This is a genomic window from Parablautia sp. Marseille-Q6255, from assembly GCF_951230155.1.
GTDB lineage: Bacteria > Bacillota > Clostridia > Lachnospirales > Lachnospiraceae > Choladousia.
This window is the reverse complement of the sequence record NZ_CATNVD010000005.1, coordinates 46,183-64,655: the sequence shown is the minus strand read 5'-3', so window position 1 is coordinate 64,655 and position 18,473 is coordinate 46,183. Positions and strand designations below refer to the sequence as shown.

General features: G+C 52.0%; 16 protein-coding genes. 4 read left to right on the top strand and 12 right to left on the bottom strand.

The genetic code is table 11. The features are described 5' to 3' along the window. Positions 1-17 precede the first annotated feature (17 nt). Both glgD and QOX44_RS04880 read right to left on the bottom strand, forming a co-directional pair. Entirely contained in the window at positions 18-1,136 is a 1,119-nt protein-coding gene (gene glgD, locus QOX44_RS04885; RefSeq protein WP_283681727.1) for a glucose-1-phosphate adenylyltransferase subunit GlgD, read from the bottom strand. Further along, positions 1,133-2,407 carry a glucose-1-phosphate adenylyltransferase gene (locus QOX44_RS04880; RefSeq protein ID WP_283681725.1) on the bottom strand — a complete coding sequence of 425 codons (1,275 nt, stop codon included), beginning with the start codon at positions 2,405-2,407 and terminating at the stop codon, positions 1,133-1,135. The genes glgD and QOX44_RS04880 overlap by 4 nt, the downstream gene beginning before the upstream one ends. 350 nt (positions 2,408-2,757) lie before the next feature. On the opposite strand from QOX44_RS04880, the gene murC reads away from it, so the two are divergent. The 4 genes from murC to QOX44_RS04860 all read left to right on the top strand — a co-directional run bounded on the left by murC (position 2,758) and on the right by QOX44_RS04860 (position 7,792). After that, positions 2,758-4,134, top strand: a complete 1,377-nt coding sequence (murC, locus tag QOX44_RS04875; RefSeq protein WP_283681724.1) for a UDP-N-acetylmuramate--L-alanine ligase — start codon at positions 2,758-2,760, stop codon at positions 4,132-4,134. Between the two features lie 292 nt (positions 4,135-4,426). After that, positions 4,427-5,509 carry a DnaD domain protein gene (locus tag QOX44_RS04870; RefSeq protein ID WP_283681723.1) on the top strand — a complete coding sequence of 361 codons (1,083 nt, stop codon included), beginning with the start codon at positions 4,427-4,429 and terminating at the stop codon, positions 5,507-5,509. 13 nt (positions 5,510-5,522) lie between these two features. Then, complete coding sequence (locus tag QOX44_RS04865) at positions 5,523-6,521, top strand: ATP-binding protein (RefSeq protein ID WP_283681721.1); 999 nt, start codon at positions 5,523-5,525, stop codon at positions 6,519-6,521. An 89-nt stretch (positions 6,522-6,610) separates the two neighbouring features. After that, positions 6,611-7,792 carry a ribose-phosphate pyrophosphokinase gene (locus QOX44_RS04860; protein WP_283681719.1) on the top strand — a complete coding sequence of 394 codons (1,182 nt, stop codon included), beginning with the start codon at positions 6,611-6,613 and terminating at the stop codon, positions 7,790-7,792. A 77-nt stretch (positions 7,793-7,869) separates the two neighbouring features. Here the strand turns inward: QOX44_RS04860 and QOX44_RS04855 are convergent, their stop codons facing one another. The 10 genes from QOX44_RS04855 to QOX44_RS04810 all read right to left on the bottom strand — a co-directional run bounded on the left by QOX44_RS04855 (position 7,870) and on the right by QOX44_RS04810 (position 18,440). Next, entirely contained in the window at positions 7,870-8,706 is an 837-nt protein-coding gene (locus QOX44_RS04855) for a deoxyribonuclease IV (protein WP_283681718.1), read from the bottom strand. Between the two features lie 19 nt (positions 8,707-8,725). Next, positions 8,726-9,250 (bottom strand): histidine phosphatase family protein, encoded by a 525-nt coding sequence (locus QOX44_RS04850; RefSeq protein ID WP_283681717.1) that lies wholly within the window; start codon positions 9,248-9,250, stop codon positions 8,726-8,728. A 47-nt stretch (positions 9,251-9,297) separates the two neighbouring features. Further along, positions 9,298-10,797: an ATP-binding protein gene (locus QOX44_RS04845; protein ID WP_283681715.1), complete on the bottom strand. Its 1,500-nt coding sequence runs from the start codon at positions 10,795-10,797 to the stop codon at positions 9,298-9,300. A gap of 32 nt (positions 10,798-10,829) precedes the next feature. Continuing rightward, positions 10,830-11,882 (bottom strand): metallophosphoesterase family protein, encoded by a 1,053-nt coding sequence (locus QOX44_RS04840; protein WP_283681713.1) that lies wholly within the window; start codon positions 11,880-11,882, stop codon positions 10,830-10,832. A 20-nt stretch (positions 11,883-11,902) separates the two neighbouring features. After that, entirely contained in the window at positions 11,903-12,505 is a 603-nt protein-coding gene (locus QOX44_RS04835; RefSeq protein WP_283681712.1) for a GNAT family N-acetyltransferase, read from the bottom strand. Positions 12,506-12,659: 154 nt separating this feature from the next. Further along, on the bottom strand, positions 12,660-13,940 hold the full coding sequence (locus QOX44_RS04830; protein WP_283681710.1) for an O-acetylhomoserine aminocarboxypropyltransferase/cysteine synthase family protein: 1,281 nt from the start codon (positions 13,938-13,940) through the stop codon (positions 12,660-12,662). 67 nt (positions 13,941-14,007) lie between these two features. After that, positions 14,008-14,670, bottom strand: a complete 663-nt coding sequence (locus tag QOX44_RS04825; protein ID WP_283681709.1) for a J domain-containing protein — start codon at positions 14,668-14,670, stop codon at positions 14,008-14,010. 78 nt (positions 14,671-14,748) lie between these two features. Further along, positions 14,749-15,606 carry a DUF5685 family protein gene (locus tag QOX44_RS04820; RefSeq protein WP_283681707.1) on the bottom strand — a complete coding sequence of 286 codons (858 nt, stop codon included), beginning with the start codon at positions 15,604-15,606 and terminating at the stop codon, positions 14,749-14,751. Between the two features lie 5 nt (positions 15,607-15,611). Continuing rightward, positions 15,612-16,007 (bottom strand): zinc ribbon domain-containing protein, encoded by a 396-nt coding sequence (locus QOX44_RS04815; protein WP_283681706.1) that lies wholly within the window; start codon positions 16,005-16,007, stop codon positions 15,612-15,614. Positions 16,008-16,106: 99 nt separating this feature from the next. Further along, the gene (locus QOX44_RS04810; protein WP_283681703.1) at positions 16,107-18,440 is read right to left on the bottom strand and encodes a HAMP domain-containing sensor histidine kinase; all 2,334 of its coding nucleotides are present in this window, start codon (positions 18,438-18,440) and stop codon (positions 16,107-16,109) included. Positions 18,441-18,473 lie beyond the last annotated feature (33 nt).

Below are 18,473 nucleotides of genomic sequence, written 5' to 3'. Positions count from 1 at the left end.
CTTTTATGCGCAGCTGCCTACAGCACGTAGCGCTCGTTTGATTCGATGACGATCCTGATCCCGTCCTCCCCCACATACCGGGAGTTTGCACGGAGCGTATCGCGGCTCTCCACGATACAGTTTTCAAGGTAAACGTTGTCGCCAAGATACACATCATCCAGCACGATGGAATTTTTGATCACACAGCCGTCACCGACAAAGACTTTTTTGAAGATCACAGAATTTTCCACATAGCCGTTGATGATAGAACCGTTGGCGATCAGACTGTTTTTAACCTTGCTGCCCGGATTGTATTTTGCCGGAGGATTGTCATCCACCTTGGAATGGACATCCGGATACTGCCGGAAAAAGTAATCTCTGACCTCCTTTTTGAGAAAGTCCATATTGGTCTGGTAATAGGATTCCACCGACGCGATATTGCTCCAGTAATCTTTGATCTTATAGCCAAAGATCCGTTTTACGTCCTTGTACCGGATCAGCACATCCTTTACGAAATCATGCCTTCCCTCTTCGATGGATTTTTCGATCAGCTCGATCAGCTGCCGTCTGCGGATCACATAGATCCCGCAGGACACCGTATGAGACGATGCCGCCATCGGCTTCTCATCAAACTGGACGATGCGGCTCTCCTCGTTCATGCGGATAAGTCCGAAGCGCGTCGCGTCCTCCGTGCTCGGAAGATCCTTGCACACGACGGTGATGTCTGCTTTCCTGGCGATGTGGTATTCCAGCACCTTTGCGTAGTCCAGCTTGTACACACCGTCACCGGAAGCGATCACGACGTACGGCTCATGGCACTGGCGCAGAAAATCCAGATTCTGGTGGATCGCATCTGCCGTACCTCTGTACCAGAAGTCATTGTCAGAGGTGACCATCGGCGGAAATACGAACAGACCTCCCTGCTTTCTTCCGAAGTCCCACCACTTGGAAGAGCTTAAATGCTCATTTAAGGATCTCGAATTGTACTGAGTCAGCACAGCCACTTTTTGAATATTTGAATTTGACATGCTGCTGAGCGCAAAGTCAATGCCGCGAAAGCTGCCTGCGATCGGCATCGCCGCGATCGCTCTTTTATTTGATAGTTCCTTCATCCTGTAGCTGTTGCCTCCAGCCAGGATCATACCTACTGCTCTCATTGCACGTCACCTGCCTTATCTAAAGTCTCGCCGCTCTCCAGAACTCCATCCGGATAATCCTCCGGAAGTGTCTTTCCGGTCACTGCCGTATTTTTTCCGATCCGTACATCCGGCGGGATCACCGTATCCTCCCCGACGACTGCCAGACCGAACGCATAGACGGAAGGCTTCACGCGGTTCGGGCGCTCCTCTCCGATGCCAAGCTGCGTACGCGCGCCGATCACGCTGTTTTCCGCTATGATGCCGCGCTCTACGACTGCTCCCTCCCGGATCACCACATTCTGCATGAGGATCGAATCCCGCACGACTGCGCCCTTTTCTATCACAACGCCGCAGCCGATCACAGAATTGTATACTTCCCCGTAGATCTCCGAGCCGTCTCCCACAAGACAGCGCTCTACTACGGAATCTTCCGCCACATACTGAGGCGGGAGAATATCATTTTTCGTATAGATCTTCCAGAATTCCTCGTAAAGATTAAACTCCGGGATAATGTCAATAAGCTCCATATTTGCTTCCCAGTAGGAGCCGAGCGTGCCGACGTCCTTCCAGTAACCATTGTACTCATATGCGACCAGCGTCTGCCCCTTTTCATGGCAGTACGGGATCACATGCTTGCCAAAATCACAGTTCCGCTGATCCTTCAGCGTAAGGAGCGCCTCCTTTAAAACCTTCCAGGAGAATATGTAGATCCCCATAGAGGCAAGATTGCTCTTTGGGTGCTCCGGCTTTTCCTGGAACTCCAGGATCCTGCCGTTTTCATTTGTCACCACAATGCCAAACCTGCTCGCCTCCTCCTGCGGGACAGGCATCACGGCAATGCTGACGTCCGCTTTATGCGCCTTGTGATAGTCAAGCATTACCTCATAATCCATCTTGTAAATATGATCACCTGATAAAATCAGGACGTATTCGGGATTGAATGATTCCATATATGCCAGATTCTGGTATATGGCATTTGCCGTTCCTGTATACCACTCTGCCTTTCCGACCTTCTCATACGGCGGGAGGACGGTCACACCGCCAACATTTCTGTCAAGATCCCACGGGATGCCGATGCCGATATGGGTATTGAGCCGAAGCGGCTGATACTGCGTCAGGACACCTACGGTATCGATACCGGAATTGATACAATTACTTAAAGGAAAATCAATGATCCGGTACTTTCCGCCGAAAGCGACTGCCGGCTTTGCCACTTTTGAGGTCAGAACCCCCAGGCGGCTTCCCTGACCGCCTGCCAGCAGCATGGCTATCATTTCTTTCTTCACCATGTTATCACCTCTTGCTGTTTTTTATTTGAGTTGTATTATAGCACAACTTTTGGCAATAGTGAACATTTTTTTGCAATATTTTTTCTTTCTTTTTATGATATTTAACTTATTTTATGTTTCGACAAAATTTTACCCTCTATTTTTCCTGTATTTTTGCCTGATATCGCATTTACTTTTTTGTTTATTTTCACCATTTTTCGACTTTTTTCACTACAACGACTGACGCCAAAGCTTCCATCCGCTCTCCCCGGCGCGCCAGATCGCAGATCCCGGGAGAAAATCCTTGGAATTTTATCCTGATAATAGTATACTGTATGCAGATATAAAATAAATTTGAAGGAGTTTTTTCTATGTATCAGATAAACTACGATAAACCGGTACATATCCACTTTATCGGGATCGGCGGGATCAGCATGAGTGGTCTTGCCGCTGTTTTGCTCAAACGCGGATTTACGGTAAGCGGCTCGGATGCGCGCAGGACGCCTCTGACACAGTGGCTTACAGAGCTTGGCGCATCGATCGCCTACCCGCAGAGCGCAGACAATATCACAGACGATATTGACGTGGCTGTATACACCGCGGCTATCCATCCGGACAACCCGGAGTTTCAGGCGGCACAGAAAAAATCTGTCCCCATGCTTTCCCGCGCGCAGCTTCTCGGGGAGCTGATGAACAACTACGAATCATCCATTGCCGTAGCCGGGACGCATGGCAAGACAACGACAACCTCCATGCTCTCACATATCCTGATGCACGCACAGCTTGATCCGACGATCTCTGTCGGCGGCATCCTGCCTGCGATTGGGGGCAATGTGCGCATGGGAAAATCAGAATACTTCCTGACCGAGGCCTGCGAATACACAAACAGCTTTCTTGAGCTTTCGCCCACGCTTGGCATCATCCTGAATATTGACGCAGACCACCTCGACTTTTTTAAGGATCTGGAGGATATCCGCCATTCCTTCCGCCTGTTCGCACAGAAGATCGCTTCGGATGGCTTTCTTGTCATAAACGCTCAGATCCCCCGGATCGAAGAGCTGACAAAAGACCTTGCGTGCCGTACAGTGACCTTCGGCATCGGATGCGGGGACTATCAGATCACAGACCTTTCCTACGATGATATGGGCTGCGGCAGCTTTTCGCTCACGCACGACGGAAATACGCTGGGACATTTTACGCTGCGCGTCCCCGGCAAGCATAACGTGGCAAACGCTGCGGCTGCGCTCGTTTCCGGTGCGCTCCTTGGCATCCCCGCCGACGTCATGGCGGAGGGCATTCTCGCCTTCACAGGAACCGACCGCCGTTTTCAGAAAAAAGGCGAGCTCGGCGGCGTGACGATCATAGACGATTATGCGCATCACCCGACGGAGATCCGCGCAACGCTCCATGCCGCAAAAAAATACCCGTGCAAACACGTCTGGTGTGTATTCCAGCCGCATACCTATACGCGCACAAAGGCATTGCTCGATGAGTTTGCCGATGCGCTGTGCCTGGCCGACAGGGTCGTACTCGCTGACATTTATGCAGCGCGCGAGACAGACACCCTCGGAGTCAGCTCAGAGGATCTGCGCGAAAAGGTCGCTGCGCGCGGCACGCAGGCATGGTATTTTTCCACATTTGACGAAATCGAGAACTTTCTGCTCGAAAATTGTATCCCCGGAGACCTGTTGATAACTATGGGGGCCGGGGATGTAGTAAAAATAGGCGAAAATCTGCTTGGACAATAGTTATCCACATTATCCACATGTTTATTCACACATTTTGTGTGTTTGCATGTGGATTTTTTTGTGGACAACCCCGTTTACATAATTTTTCCTGAAAAACCGCGTTTTTCCTACAATTTTTGCAGAACGGCACACGCCTTGTCAACTTTTTATCCACATTATCCACACCCCTGTGTATATTAATGCTGTGTACCTGTGTGAAAAAATCTCCTGTTCTCATTTTGCCCCGGATATGCTATACTGAATACCTGAGAAATCTTACGCAAAAATATTCGGATAAGTGGGAGTAGATCTGATGAAAATATATACCGGAACACCGGAGGGGATGACCGTCATCCACAATTTTTTTATTGACCAGTACATGCCTCGCGCAAACGGCGAATTTGTAAAAGTATACCTGTATCTGCTGCGCTGTGCGGACTCTGGACGGGAGCTCTCGCTCTCTTCCATTGCCGACGTCTTTGACTGTACAGAAAAAGATATCCACCGCGCACTGCTATACTGGGAAAAGCAGGGGCTGCTTTCCCTCTCCGGCGCCGGCAGCGGTCTTTCCGGCATCACCTTTCTGATCCCGCCTGCACAGCACAGCCCGCAGACGCTTTCTACCGCTCCGGCTGCCACGCAGGAGCCGTCCGGCAGCATGGGCAGCATGACAGGCGCCAAAAAGCAGGAGCAAAAGGCAGAGACAGCCGCAGCTGCTCCTTCGCCGACCCGCGAACGCATTGCCACGGCACAGGAACAAAAGGAGATCCGTCAGCTTTTTTATGTCGCAGAGCAATACCTGCAGCGCCCGCTTACCTCAGCAGAGCAGAGCGATTTTATCTATTATTATGATGATCTGCAGTTTTCTGCCGACCTGATCGAATATCTGATCGAATACTGCGTCTCAAAGGGAAGCGCGAACCGCCATTATATGCGCACGGTCGCGCTTGCGTGGGCAGAGGCCGGTATCTCCACCGTTCTTCAGGCAAAAGAAGAGACAAATACATACAACAAAAACTTCTTTGCCGTGCTCAATACCTTCGGGATCCGGGGCCGCGGACCTGCCGCGCCGGAACAGGAGCTGATGTCCAGATGGTTCCAGGAATTTGGGTTTTCTGCTGATATCGTACTGGAAGCGTGCAGACGTACCATCCGGCAGACGCACCAGCCCAATTTTCAGTATGCTGACAGGATCCTGGAGCAGTGGAAGGAAGGCGGCGTGCGCTCCCTTTCCGACGTCGAGCAGCTTGACAGACGCCACCGCGCGGAACAGAAAAAATCCTCTGCTTCCACTCCTGCCCCCAGACCATCCAGGCCTGCCGCAAACCGCTTCAACAATTTCTCTCAGAGAGAATACGACTATAATCAGCTTGAAAAACAGCTTCTTAATAATTAAGTGAGGTACTGCTATGGGACTGACCAACTCACAATATAATACGATCATGCGCGGCTACCAGCAGCAGCAGGCGGAGGATCATGCAGACCAGATGCGCCGCACAGAGGAGATCTATTCAAAATTCCCGGAATTTTCCGAGATTGATGCGCAGATCGCCTCCATGAGTACCGCCTGCGCACGGAAGCTGCTGGATGATGAGCCGTCCTCCGTAGATGAGCTGCGCACCCGGATCGGCAAATGCTCCCGCAAAAGAGAGGAGATCCTGACCAGACACGGCTATCCCGCCGACTATCTGTCGCCGCGTTACCGCTGTCCGGACTGTCAGGATACCGGATACATCGGCACAAAAAAATGCCACTGCTTCCTGCAGGCGGCGATCGATCTGCTCTATACGCAGTCAAATCTGCGCGAGGCCTTAAAAACAGAGCATTTTGGCGCATTTTCACTGGACTATTATTCGGAAAAGATCACCGATCCGGTGACCGGGCAGAGCGCTTCCGCAACCGCGCTGCGCACATACGAAGAATGCCGCCGCTTCGTCCGGGAGTTTGACGATAAATTCGAGAATCTCTTTCTTTACGGCGACACAGGACTGGGAAAGACTTTTTTGTCCCACTGTATCGCCAAAGAGCTTTTGGAGAGCGCACATTCTGTCATCTATTTTTCGTCGTTCCGCCTTTTTGAGCTTTTTGCCAACTCGACCTTTGGGCGCAGCAGCGCCTCTGATCCGGATGATCTGGAGCAGCATATCTTTGAATGCGACCTTCTGATCATCGACGACCTCGGGACAGAGCTCGTAAACTCCTTTGTCTCGTCTCAGCTCTTCCATGTGCTGAATGAACGGATCCTGCGGCGAAAAAGCACTCTGATATCCACGAACCTCGCGCTCGCTACGTTCGCGGACACGTATTCGGAACGTATCTTCTCGCGGATCTCCAGCAGCTACACGATGCTGAAGCTGATCGGTGACGATATCCGCATTCAGAAAAAAATATCTGCTATCCGGTCTTGATCTCTTTGTTTTTTGTGGTAAAATCGGGTAGGCAGTAAAATATCTTTACACTATTTCACGGCTGTATAACAGCAACAGGAGGATAAAGTATGGATTTCCAGTCTGCAAATGAACGAAACCTTGAAACGATCCCGGTCGGGGAGCTTGGCATTATCGCATTAAAAAGCTGCGAGACGCTCGGACAGAAGATCAACAACTACATCGTACAGTGGAGAGGCGAACGGGAGCATGAGCACAGGGACAGCCCTCTTCTGCGTTCCTACGCGCAGCCGTCCTATCTGATCGACGCGAAGATCCCGCGTTTTGGTTCCGGAGAGGCCAAGGGGATCATTAATGATTCCGTCCGCGGCGCTGACCTCTATCTCCTCGTGGATGTCTGCAATTACAGCCTGACCTATCCGATCTTCGGAAAAACAAACCACATGTCCCCGGATGACCATTTTCAGGATCTCAAGCGTGTGATCGCGGCAGTCGGCGGAAAAGCGCGCCGCATCAATGTCATCATGCCGTTCCTGTATGAGAGCCGGCAGCATAAGCGCTCCGGGCGCGAATCTCTGGACTGTGCACTTGCACTGCAGGAGCTCGTAAAAATGGGCGTGGACAATATCATCACCTTTGACGCGCACGACCCGCGTGTTCAGAACGCGATACCGCTTCACGGCTTCGAGACCGTCACACCGACGTATCAGTTTATCAAGGGACTTTACCGCGCAGCGCCGGACATCCAGACGGACGCCAGACATCTGATGATCATCAGCCCGGACGAGGGCGCCGCAAGCCGCGCGATCTATATGGCAAACATCCTCGGCGTTGACATGGGTATGTTCTACAAGAGACGTGACTATGCACACATCGTAAACGGCCGCAATCCGATCGTTGCCCATGAGTTCCTCGGCGCTGATATAAACGGCAAGGATGTCGTGATCATCGACGATATGATCTCCTCCGGCGACAGTATGATCGACGTAGCAACAGAGCTCAAGAAGCGCAATGCCGGCAGGATCTTTATCTGCTCTACCTTCGGTCTGTTCACCAACGGACTGGAGAAATTCGACCGTGCGTACGAGCAGGGGCTCTTCCACTCTATCCTGACGACAAACCTCGTCTACCAGTCGCCGGAACTTCTTAAAAAACCGTACTATACCGGCTGTGATATGAGCAAGTTCATCGCGCTCATCATCGACACGCTCAACCACGACGGCTCGATCAGCGAGCTGCTCAATCCGACCGACCGTATCACAAAGTTTTTGGAAAAGCACAGAAACGCATAAAAACGGATTCTGATATAAAAAATACTTACTTCGGCAGCATTTCTCCCGAAGTAAGTATTTTTTTGTGAATACCGGTTTTATGATAACTGCTTCTCCTCCCGCAGCAGACGGATCTCCGCCGCGTAGCCCGGCAGCTCATTCGGCGTCTCCAGGCAAAATGGCAGATTCTTTAAAAGAGGATGATGTACGACCCGGTGCAGCGCCTGTGTTCCAAGGAAGCCCTCGCCGATCTTTTCATGTCGGTCCTTATGGCTGCAAAACGGATTCTTTGTGTCATTGACATGGATCGCCTTCAGACGCTCCAGACCGATCACACGGTCAAATTCTGCAAGCACTCCGTCCAGATCCTCCCTGATGTCATAGCCTGCGTCATATACGTGACACGTATCGAGGCAGACGCCCATCTTCTCTTTGCACTCTACAAGCGAGAGGATCTGCGCCAGCTCTTCAAATCTGCTCCCGACCTCGCTTCCCTTTCCCGCCATTGTCTCCAGCAGCACCGTTGTGTGCAGCTGCGGCGTAAGGATCTCATTTAACAGCTCTGCGATCAGCTCGATCCCTTTTTCTACTCCCTGGCCCACATGACTTCCAGGATGGAAATTGTAAACATTGCCCGGCAGATATTCCATCCTTCTTAAATCATCCGCCATTGCCTCTTTTGCAAACTCACGCACCTTCGCATCCGCAGAGCACGCATTCAGCGTATACGGAGCATGCGCCACGATCGTCCCGATCCCATGCTCCTTCGCATAGGCAAGGTACGCCTCAATATCTTTCTCATCCAGCGCCTTCGCTTTGCTTCCGCGCGGATTGCGCGTAAAAAACTGAAACGTCGTTGCTCCGATCGATACAGCTTCCTTTCCCATATGCAAAAATCCCTTTGAAGAGGATAGATGACATCCTATCTTTAACATAGTTCCCGCTCCTGTTCTTTTAATATTCAAATGTGACTATTTCACCGTTTTTCACAAGACTGCCTCCACAGACTGCGCGGATCAGCAGACCATGACATGCGACAGCCACCTTCGGATAATGTTTATATTTCTCAAGGATCGGAAAAACTCTGCTTCGCATTGCGCTCATATCCTCCCAATCCAAATTTTCCCCCGCAGGGTATACGCCGTTATTTTTCACAAACTCGAGATAATTTTTCTCAGTACTCTGTTCATCCTCATAAATATAAGCTTTATTCGCCAGCCATTCGTGCAGATCTGTTTCTATCATAATATCTGCCTGAAGCTCTTTCGAAAGGATCGCCGCCGTCTGTGCCGCTCTTGTATACGGAGAGGATAAGATTATACTTACACCCCGCAGCCGCTCGTCTTTTGCTGTACTTCGGATCTCCTCAATTCCCTGTTCGCTTAACGGAGCCAACTGAACGCCAAATCCCTGATACACCTTTTCGTTCCGCTCCGAATAATCGGTTTTCCCATGTCTGATAAAATAGAAAACTGCCATTTCCACTCCTTATCTGGTCTTCCAATTTCACCGCTTTTCCTGAAACCTTACAGCCTCGCCAGTATTTCCCGCTCACGTTTCTGACACGTAAACAAAATGACCTGCCGCCCGCTCTTTTTGAGCCAGCGAAGCGCCGCCTCAAGCCGTGTATCATCATACATCGCAAACGTTTCATCCAGTACGACCGGAGGCTGCAGACCGGCGCACAGCAGCTCTCCGGCGGCCATACGCAGCGCAAAATAAATCTGCTGCATCGTCCCTCCGCTCACCTGCCGCAGCCCCAGCACGCGTTCAGGCGTGTAGATCCGTACCTCCATTGTCTCATCCAGTATCACGCGGCTGTATGCCCCTCCTGTCAGCTCACAGAGGATCTCTGAGGCTCTCTCATTCAGTCTGCCGCCTGATCTTGCATAGATGCCCGAGGACAGCTCACAGATCCGGTCCATCGCCATCGTGACTGCCGCCAGCTCCGTATCCGTGCCTGCCGGACCGACATGCCTCTGATACAGCGTCTCCAGTTCATCCTGCAGCCGTGCATACGTTTCCTCACGCACGCTGATCTCTTCGATCAGATAATCCTGTGAAGCCCTCCTGCGCGCTTCCTCCCGCTGTCCTGCGGCTTTTTCCTGCCGCCCCCCGGTATTGCCCGCAGTCTCGTCCGGCTCCTGAAGCAGCCTGTATGCCGGCGCGATCAGAATCAGAAAAACAGCTCCTGCCACGCCAAGGAACAGACGCAGCTTCAGATCTGTCAAAAAAATTGCCCCGGCCACAGCCAGTATACCAGCCAGGAGCAAAAGACTGATGATGATCCATCTCCACCGTGCAACAGGCTGTGCCTCATCCTCCACAGACTGATCCGCCCGGTTGTCCGCCGGTCCGCGATGTACGTCCTTTTGCCGCTTTAAAAGCTCCAGCTCGGTGCGGATCGCCTCTGCCTTTGCCAGCTTCTTCTCGATCTGCGCCTCCAGCTGCTCCTCCTCTTTCTTTTTTTTCTGTTCCAGCTGTTTCTTCTTTTTGCGAAGTGTCTGCAGCGCCTGTGCCACATCCAGCTGCGCATCCATCGTTCCCTCACTGTTTACCATAAATCTGCGCAGCTCCTCTGCGAGCGCGTCATCCGTCTGTGCCTGTGCCTGAGGGATAAACACCGTATTGACAAACGCCTGCTCACTGATGCCGCCAAGCAGCTCCTCCATCGCCCGCTCCGGCTGCGCTGCGCTTCGCAGCTGCGTCTCACAGGTGACGGTAAGCGGCTGCGCGCTGCGGTCAAAGCAGCGGTCAATGCGATAGATCTCCCCGTCCTTTTCTATCCTCATGCTTCCCAGAAAAACGCCCGGTGCGTCCCAGGGCTGCCGCAGCTGATATTCATCCATCCTCGCCGCTCTTCCTCTGGCGCGCCCCAGACCGAAAAACATCGCGCGGATAAACGAATGGATCGTCGTTTTTCCTGTCTCATTTCCGCCATATATAATATTCATCCCCGGCTTTAGCGCAATTTTATGATTTTCAAATTTTCCATAGCGTTTCAGCCAAAGTTCCAGTATTTCCATGCTGTCCTCTTTCTTTCCAGATTCTCTGAGCGCTACTGTTTCGGATAGAGCAGCGCCTCCAGACCATAGCGCAGCGCCTTCTCCTCTACTATGCTCCTTTGTCCGTCACCAAAGCTCTCGATATATTTCCCGATCAGCTGTCCCCGGTACCTCTCCGCCAGCTCTTCGAGATGAAAGGCGGGCACGGTTGTATCCACCACCTCAAAAATACGTCCGCACTTCATATATTCCCGGATATCCGGCCGAAGCCTGGGATCCCGCTCTCCTATAAGCGTGATCCGGTACATGTGCTGCGTACCGCCTGCGTGTACCGTCTGCGCAACCTTTTCACGGATCGAATACACCGTATCGTTCTCGGTCACCTCCACCGTCTCATGGCGGTATTCCCGGCAGCACACCTCAACAAAAGAAAGCTTCACCCTCCTGCGCTGCACATCTCCGATAATATAGCCGTGCGCTCCTGTGTCATTGCAGTCGACAGGCTCCAGCGCGCCTGCATACATGGCAAGATTCTGAATCACCATCTGAGGCTTGTGGATATGTCCGAGCGCAATATAATCAAAGCCCGCGTCCTGCAGCCGCGCTTTGCTGATCGGGACATGCTCTGCGTCTCCTCCGTGTGCCAGCAGGATCTTGAAATAATCATTCGGTTCCGCTTCCAGAGAATCATATACAGGTTCTCTGATCTCCTGACTGTGATAGCTAAAGCCGTATATCTCTGTCCGCAGCTCCGGCAGACGCACGCGCTCACACTGCGGAGCAAACAGGCAGATCACATTCTCGTTCCAGGGGAATTTCAGATACGGTGACGACGGCTTCAGATAGTCATGATTCCCCGCGATCAGCACGACTACCGTCCGCTCCAGCGTAGAAAACAGGTAATTGACCTCCCGCAGCTGCGAAAGCTCCGGCTGCCTGTGGAACAGATCGCCCGCGATCAGCAGCAGATCCACCTTTTTTTCATTTGCATCCGCAATACAGCGGCGAAAGCTCTCCCATATCTCACGTCCCCGGTCCTTTGCCCACAGAAATCCGTGATCCGGCGCTGCCCCAAGATGTACGTCCGCAATATGCATAAACCGCATAGCATCCCTCCTCATTCTTATTATTTAGCCCTGTGTTCCGCAGCTGTATTTTTGACCTCGTGTACGATTCCCTGATTGCCGCAGCCGTTCCTTTTCCACTGCTCTTTTGTCATATAATTCGTATGTCCTGTCCTTATTTCATTCATGCACGGAACGGGCACCTCCGTACAGGTGTGATGATATACAAATCCCAGCTTTTCCTGTACTCTTTTTGATTTCTCATTCCCATCATAGTACCCGCACCAGATCGTAGTCATCCCGAGCTCTTCAAAGCCGCGGCGCAGCACCTCTTTTGCTGCTTCCGGTACGTATCCTCTGCCCCAGAATGGTTTCCCGATCCAGTAGCCCAGCTCGCATTCGTCATCCCGCTTTGTCATGTCCGTAGCGCCATTTAAGCGCAGCTCGATCGCTCCGATCGCTGTGCTGCTGCCTTTTTCACAGATTGCATAGCACTCTGCGCCGTTTAGGACATGCCGGATCACCTCCAGGCTCTCCTGCGTACTTTTGTGCGGCAGCCATCCGGCAACAGGACCTACCTCCGGATCTTTTGCGTATTCAAACAGACTTTTTGCATCATTCTCCGACCACGGACGAAGTATCAGTCTTTCCGTGTACAATATCATTTTGTCATTTCCTCCCTCCGCATCTTCTCCTACCAGAACAACTATAGTAAAATCAGCAGATAAAATCAACCTTTTTATTCGTGCAAAAAGGCAGGACGCCTTCCTTTTTACGGGAATGTATCCTGCCTGATGCTTCACAGCTGCTCCGGTCGCATCACGCCTGTAAAAGCGCCTGCTCCAGATCAGCGATAATATCCTTTATATTCTCGATACCGACAGACAGACGGATCAGTCCGGGTGAAATACCTGCCTGCACCAGCTGCTCATCCGTCATCTGACGGTGCGTATGGCTCGCCGGATGCAGCACACACGTCTTTGCATCTGCCACGTGCGTCACGATCGACGCCATCTTCAGAGAATCCATAAAACGTACGGCCGGCTCTCTGCCGCCTTTGAGCTCAAAGGAGATCACTCCGCACGTGCCGTTTGGCATATACTTTTTCGCAAGCTCATGGTATTTATCTCCGGGAAGTCCCGCATAGTTGACCTTCGCCACTTTTTCGTGCGCCTGCAAATATTCTGCCACCTTCTGCGCATTGTAGCAGTGGCGCTCCACACGCAGCGGAAGCGTCTCCAGCCCGACATTGAGCAAAAAGCAGTTCATCGGAGACGGGACGGCTCCCAGATCACGCATCAGCTGTGAGGTAGCCTTTGTGATGTAAGCCGCTTTACCGAACTTTTTCGTATAAGTAATACCGTGATACGACTCGTCCGGCGTCGTCAGCCCCGGAAATCTGTCTGCATGTGCCTCCCAGTCAAAATTCCCGCTGTCTACGATCGCGCCTCCGACCTGCATCGCATGTCCGTCCATATATTTTGTCGTAGAGTGCACCACGATATCTGCTCCCCACTCGATCGGACGGCAATTAACCGGAGTCGCGAAGGTATTGTCTACGATCAGCGGAACTCCATGCGCATGGGCAACCCTTGCCATCTTTTCTATATCAAGAACGACAAGCGCCGGATTGGAGATGCTCTCGGCGATCACTGCCTTCGTATTGGGACGAAATGCCTTCGACAGCGTTTCCTCATCGGCGTCCACATCCACAAAGGTGCACTCGATCCCGAGCTTTCCAAGCGTCACGCCAAGCAGATTGAACGTGCCTCCGTAAATGGCGGATGCACAGATCACATGACCGCCTGCCTCACAGATATTAAACACTGCGTAAAAGTTTGCCGCCTGTCCGGATGAGGTCAGGATGGCTGCCACTCCGCCCTCCAGATCGGCGATCTTGGCTGCCACCGCATCATTGGTCGGATTTTGCAGTCTTGTATAAAAATATCCGTCCGCCTCCAGATCAAAGAGCTTTCCCATCTGCTCTGTGGTATCATATTTAAATGTCGTGCTCTGATAGATCGGCAGCATCCGCGGCTCTCCTGTCTTTGGCTTCCAGCCGGACTGGATACATTTTGTCTCGATCTCGTAGTTGCTCATGTCACTTCCTCCTCTTCACAAAAACCCTGTCTCAGCAGCCCCTGTCTCACGGGCTGTATCCCGGACGTCAACAGCAGCAATACAGCGGCATCATCCGTCCTCCGCAGCAGCAGCTGCAAAATGCGTTCAGAAGACACAGCCTCATGCACCAGTCTCCCTGTCCGCCGATCGGGCTTCCGTACATGTCGCCCATGGACTGATACCACTGACCGCCGTTTTCAATCTGCTGCAAAAGCTGACGGTACACCATATTGTCCGGCTCCATCGCCGCCGCTTTCTGCGCATGCTCTTTAGCGAGCACATTATTTCCCTGTCCGGAATTTGCCATCGCGCTGAGGTAATACCAGCGTGCGTTTCTCGTCTGCAGTTCAGAAAGCACGTGCAGCGCCTCTGTAAAATGACGGCTTCTGATATAGTTTTCCGCCGCCTGCATCCGCACATCCTCCTCTGACCATGAGCTGCTCTGCCCGGCATTGCCGCCAAAGCCTCCAAAGCCGCCGAAACCGCCCTGATAACCGCCGCTCTGATAGCCTGCGCCGCCCTCCCGTTCACGCATGATCTGCTGGTATGCCTGCTGTATCTCTTTAAACTTTTCCTCTGCCTGTGCCTTATTTGGATTATTGATATTGGCATCCGGATGATACTTTCTGCTGAGCGCCCGATATGCCTTCTTTATTTCTTCCTCAGAAGCATTTTCCGGTACTCCCAGCACCGTATACGGATTTTTCATAATTTCCTCCGATGCTGCATCCTCTGCAGCATTTACCCGACCTGTCCTTTTCCATGGCCGGTCCTCTTTTTCTCTTTATTAATTCTTATTTTTCTTTTCCCCGTTTTTTGACTCTGCCAGATCCTTCAGCGCCGCATATTTGCACCACACGCCGGAATACAGGATATTTCTGAGGATCTCTGCATTCTCGAGCACTGGAAGCCGCTCAAAAGCGCGCGATGCTTCTATCATCATATCTGTGAGCATCATACGGATCTCCTGTTCCCTCGGCGTGCCCCAGATTGCTCCGTCTCTGGAAAACAGATTATAATTTTCATGCTTTCTGTCGCGCTCGACATCCTCCAGCGCGTCCATCAGATAAATGAACTTTCCCATATAGAAGCCCATTTTCCCCAGATCCTCTTTCCAGACGTCATCCTTCCATATAAACAGCTCCGCCAGAAAGTGCCCGGTAAGCCCTGCAACGTAATCTATATCACGACAGTCTCTGCGCTCTGCCTCATGGAGGAGGCGGATATTTTTCTCGATCGCCTGCGTCTGCCGCGGATACTTCTGCGCTACCTTCGTATAAGCAGACCGAAGCAGCGCGGCTGCCGCGCGGCGTGTCTGCTTATGCTCATCCTCCCAGTCATCGCGCAGCTTCTGGTAAGACAGCAGGACGCACATATCTGCCGCATAGTCTACCGCCTCATTCTCCACGGTCGGATGCTTCCTCAAAGGATGTACCACACACCGGTGCGCTTCCTTGTGCGTATCCGGCTCATACAGCCCGGTCATCAAAAGCGCGAGGAACGTCAGGTCATAGTTTAACATCATCTGAGCCGTACGTCCATACCTGTGATGCAAATTACGGCATAATCCGCAGTAAAAACTGCGGTATGCCGTATATTCTCTCAATTTCAGTTCCTGCTCATTTACATAAATATATCCAAACATCTCTGTCAGCTCTTCTTTTCGAATTCGTGTCTGCACTTCGGGCACGTAATGCGGATCTTCCCTTTGCCGCGCGGGATACGGATCTTCTGTCCGCAGGAAGGACACTTATAAATATGAAAGTCCTTACTCTGCTGCGCATGGTTTTTCATCTGCCCGAAACGCGCCTTTACCTTCCACACCATGTTGAGATATTTCTGATTCTCAGCGCTGCGCTTTGCATAATTTCTCGAAAACATGCGAAAATAACACAGCCCGAGGACCACCAGTGCCAGCAGATACAAGATACGGTATCTGGTAAAAATATTCAGCACCAGGCACACAAGACAGACACCGAGCATGAATTTGGAAAGCTGATCTGCCCCGTATCTTCCGTTCATAAATTCCATAAAACGCCTTTTCATTTCAATCTCCTCGCTCCTTTGTCAGATTCTTCAACTTTACCGCCAATCGCGAAGAATGTCAACGGATGTACCGGCAAATTCAGAGAATTTTTAGATACATTATGGTTTATTTACTTCTTCCTCCGGTATGACCGGAAATGTGACAGTCACCTGAAAGATATCGTTCTCCACGGACAGATCAAATGTCCCGCCCTGCATCTGCACAAGGCTCTGAGCGATGGACAGCCCCAGTCCGCTGCCCTCTGTCGTGCGGCTCTTATCTCCCCGCACAAAACGTCCCATCAGCTCCTTTGCATCTACGGTCAGCGTCTCCTTTGTCGTATTTCGCAATGTCAGATACGCCGTGCGGTCCTCGCGGCCAAGCTCCACGTAGACGCGCGTCCCCTCGAGCGCATATTTATAAATATTCCCCAGCAGGTTTTCCAGTATCCTCCAGAGCTGCCGCCCATCCGCCATGATGCAGATCGGCTCCTTTTCTACCTCCCACACCACGCAAAGCGCGTGCTCCTCAAAACGCTCCGCAAACTCTCCGTACGCCTGCTGCAGCATACTCTGAAACTGCAGCTTCACCATCTGGAGCTCGATATTGCCTGAGCTGATCTTGCTCGCCTCGACAAGATCCTCGGTAAGCTGGCGCAGACGCTGCGATTTCTGGTCCAGCACATCAATGTAATGCCGGATCCTCTCATCCGGAAGCTGCTCGCGCTTGAGCAGATCTACATAGTTCACGATCGAAGTCAGGGGGGTCTTGATATCATGCGAAACATTCGTGATCAGCTCTGCCTTTAGCCGCTCGTTCTTCACGATCGCATCGACTGCCTCGCGCAGTCCGTCGCCCATCTCATTGACCGCCTTTGCCATCTCGTACGTCTCGCCCTGCAGCGTAGAGGTGTCGATCTTATAATCAAAATCTCCTTTTGAGATCTGCTGGATCCCCTCATAGACACTCTGCTTTCCTGTCATGTCCCGCATCAGATACAGCAGGACTGCCATATCAAGCACGAACATCAGGAAGATACCGACTCTGCCAAAGAGCAGAAACAGAAAGTTCAGGATCACAAAAATAATATATGCAAACAGGAGCTGGCCCGAGGCTGCTCTTGCCGAGGTCACCTTCCGCCAGGTGCGGATCAGCATCAGGCAGATGCTGTTCGACCACAGCGTCCTCGTACGGATGCGGCGCACAAAGCTCTTGCAGACCACGAGCGCCACAAAATACGCGGAGGCCCCGATCGCCGCCACGAGGATACGGTAGTGTCCTGTGATGCGGTCCGGCGCCGGGATCACTGTCGTAAACAGCATCAGATACAGCACCGCGACTGTCATCGAGAGCGCCACAGCAAGCTCTGTAGGCACCCGGTCCACGCCGGCCGAGCGCGGCGTGCACCTGCCTTCCTCCCAGCCGGCTCCCAGCATCGTAAATACGAATCCCATAAGCAGCAGTACCGCGCAGACTGCGATCGCAGTCACCGACTGCCAGATCGTCGTCTCCCTTCTGGAAAATGCGTCCGCATATTCCCGCAGCTCATCATTGACCGGGTACTCCAGGTCCACTGCGACATACACCTTCTCATTTACATTTACCAGTCTTTTGTGCATAAACCACCTGGCCGCCTCTTCATTGAGCGCCTCTGCCGGCCCTGCCACCATGATATCAAAGCTGCGCTCGCCCTCATACAGGGGCGTAAATGCGTCGTCCTTTTCGATGCTCTCTACCGCAGAGTCATAGTCGTCCTTTCCTGTATTCGTGAAGATCTCCCCTGTCGTCATGTTTACGACACAGTACCTGAGATTCGAGGGCGCCTCCTGCGACCATCTCTGCGTCTGCACGGATCTGTATTCATCGTAGCGCTTGTAGATCTCCCTGCTCACCTCATCGAGCTGCTGATACGTCTCAAATATAAAGTTTGCCGAGTCAAGATACCACTTGGAGCACTCCGCGATCGTGATCCCTGTCGCAGGCAGGATCGTCTCCAGCTCATCAGATTTCTTTCCAAGAAGCTCTCCCGCCATTCGGCGGTTATTGTTCGCCTGCTTCATGGCCTCCGTGATCTTTGCATGCAGCCGCTCCTGCCCGCCGTTTTCTACAAACTCCAGCAGATCAGAAAGCAGATAGGTCGTATTCATATCGCTGACATAGCTTCCGGTCGTGCCAAAGGACTGGATATCAATCTCCTGGCTGCCGTCAAACGCACCGTTCGTCTCAAACAGATCCGTATTCTTCTTGCCTCTGATCTTGTTTGAAATGATCGTATCCATCTGCCTGAAGAACAGGTCGGTCGCCTCATATTCCTTTGACATCTCCTGCAGGCTGTAATTATCCTCCATCCAGAAACCGATCGTGAGCAGCGCATACACCATGATGCCTGCGAGAACCGTCTGGAGCAGAAGCACCACGGCCTTCATCCGCTTATTATAAATCAGTTTTCCCACGCACATTCCCCTCTCTTTTCCTGCCGGTCCGGC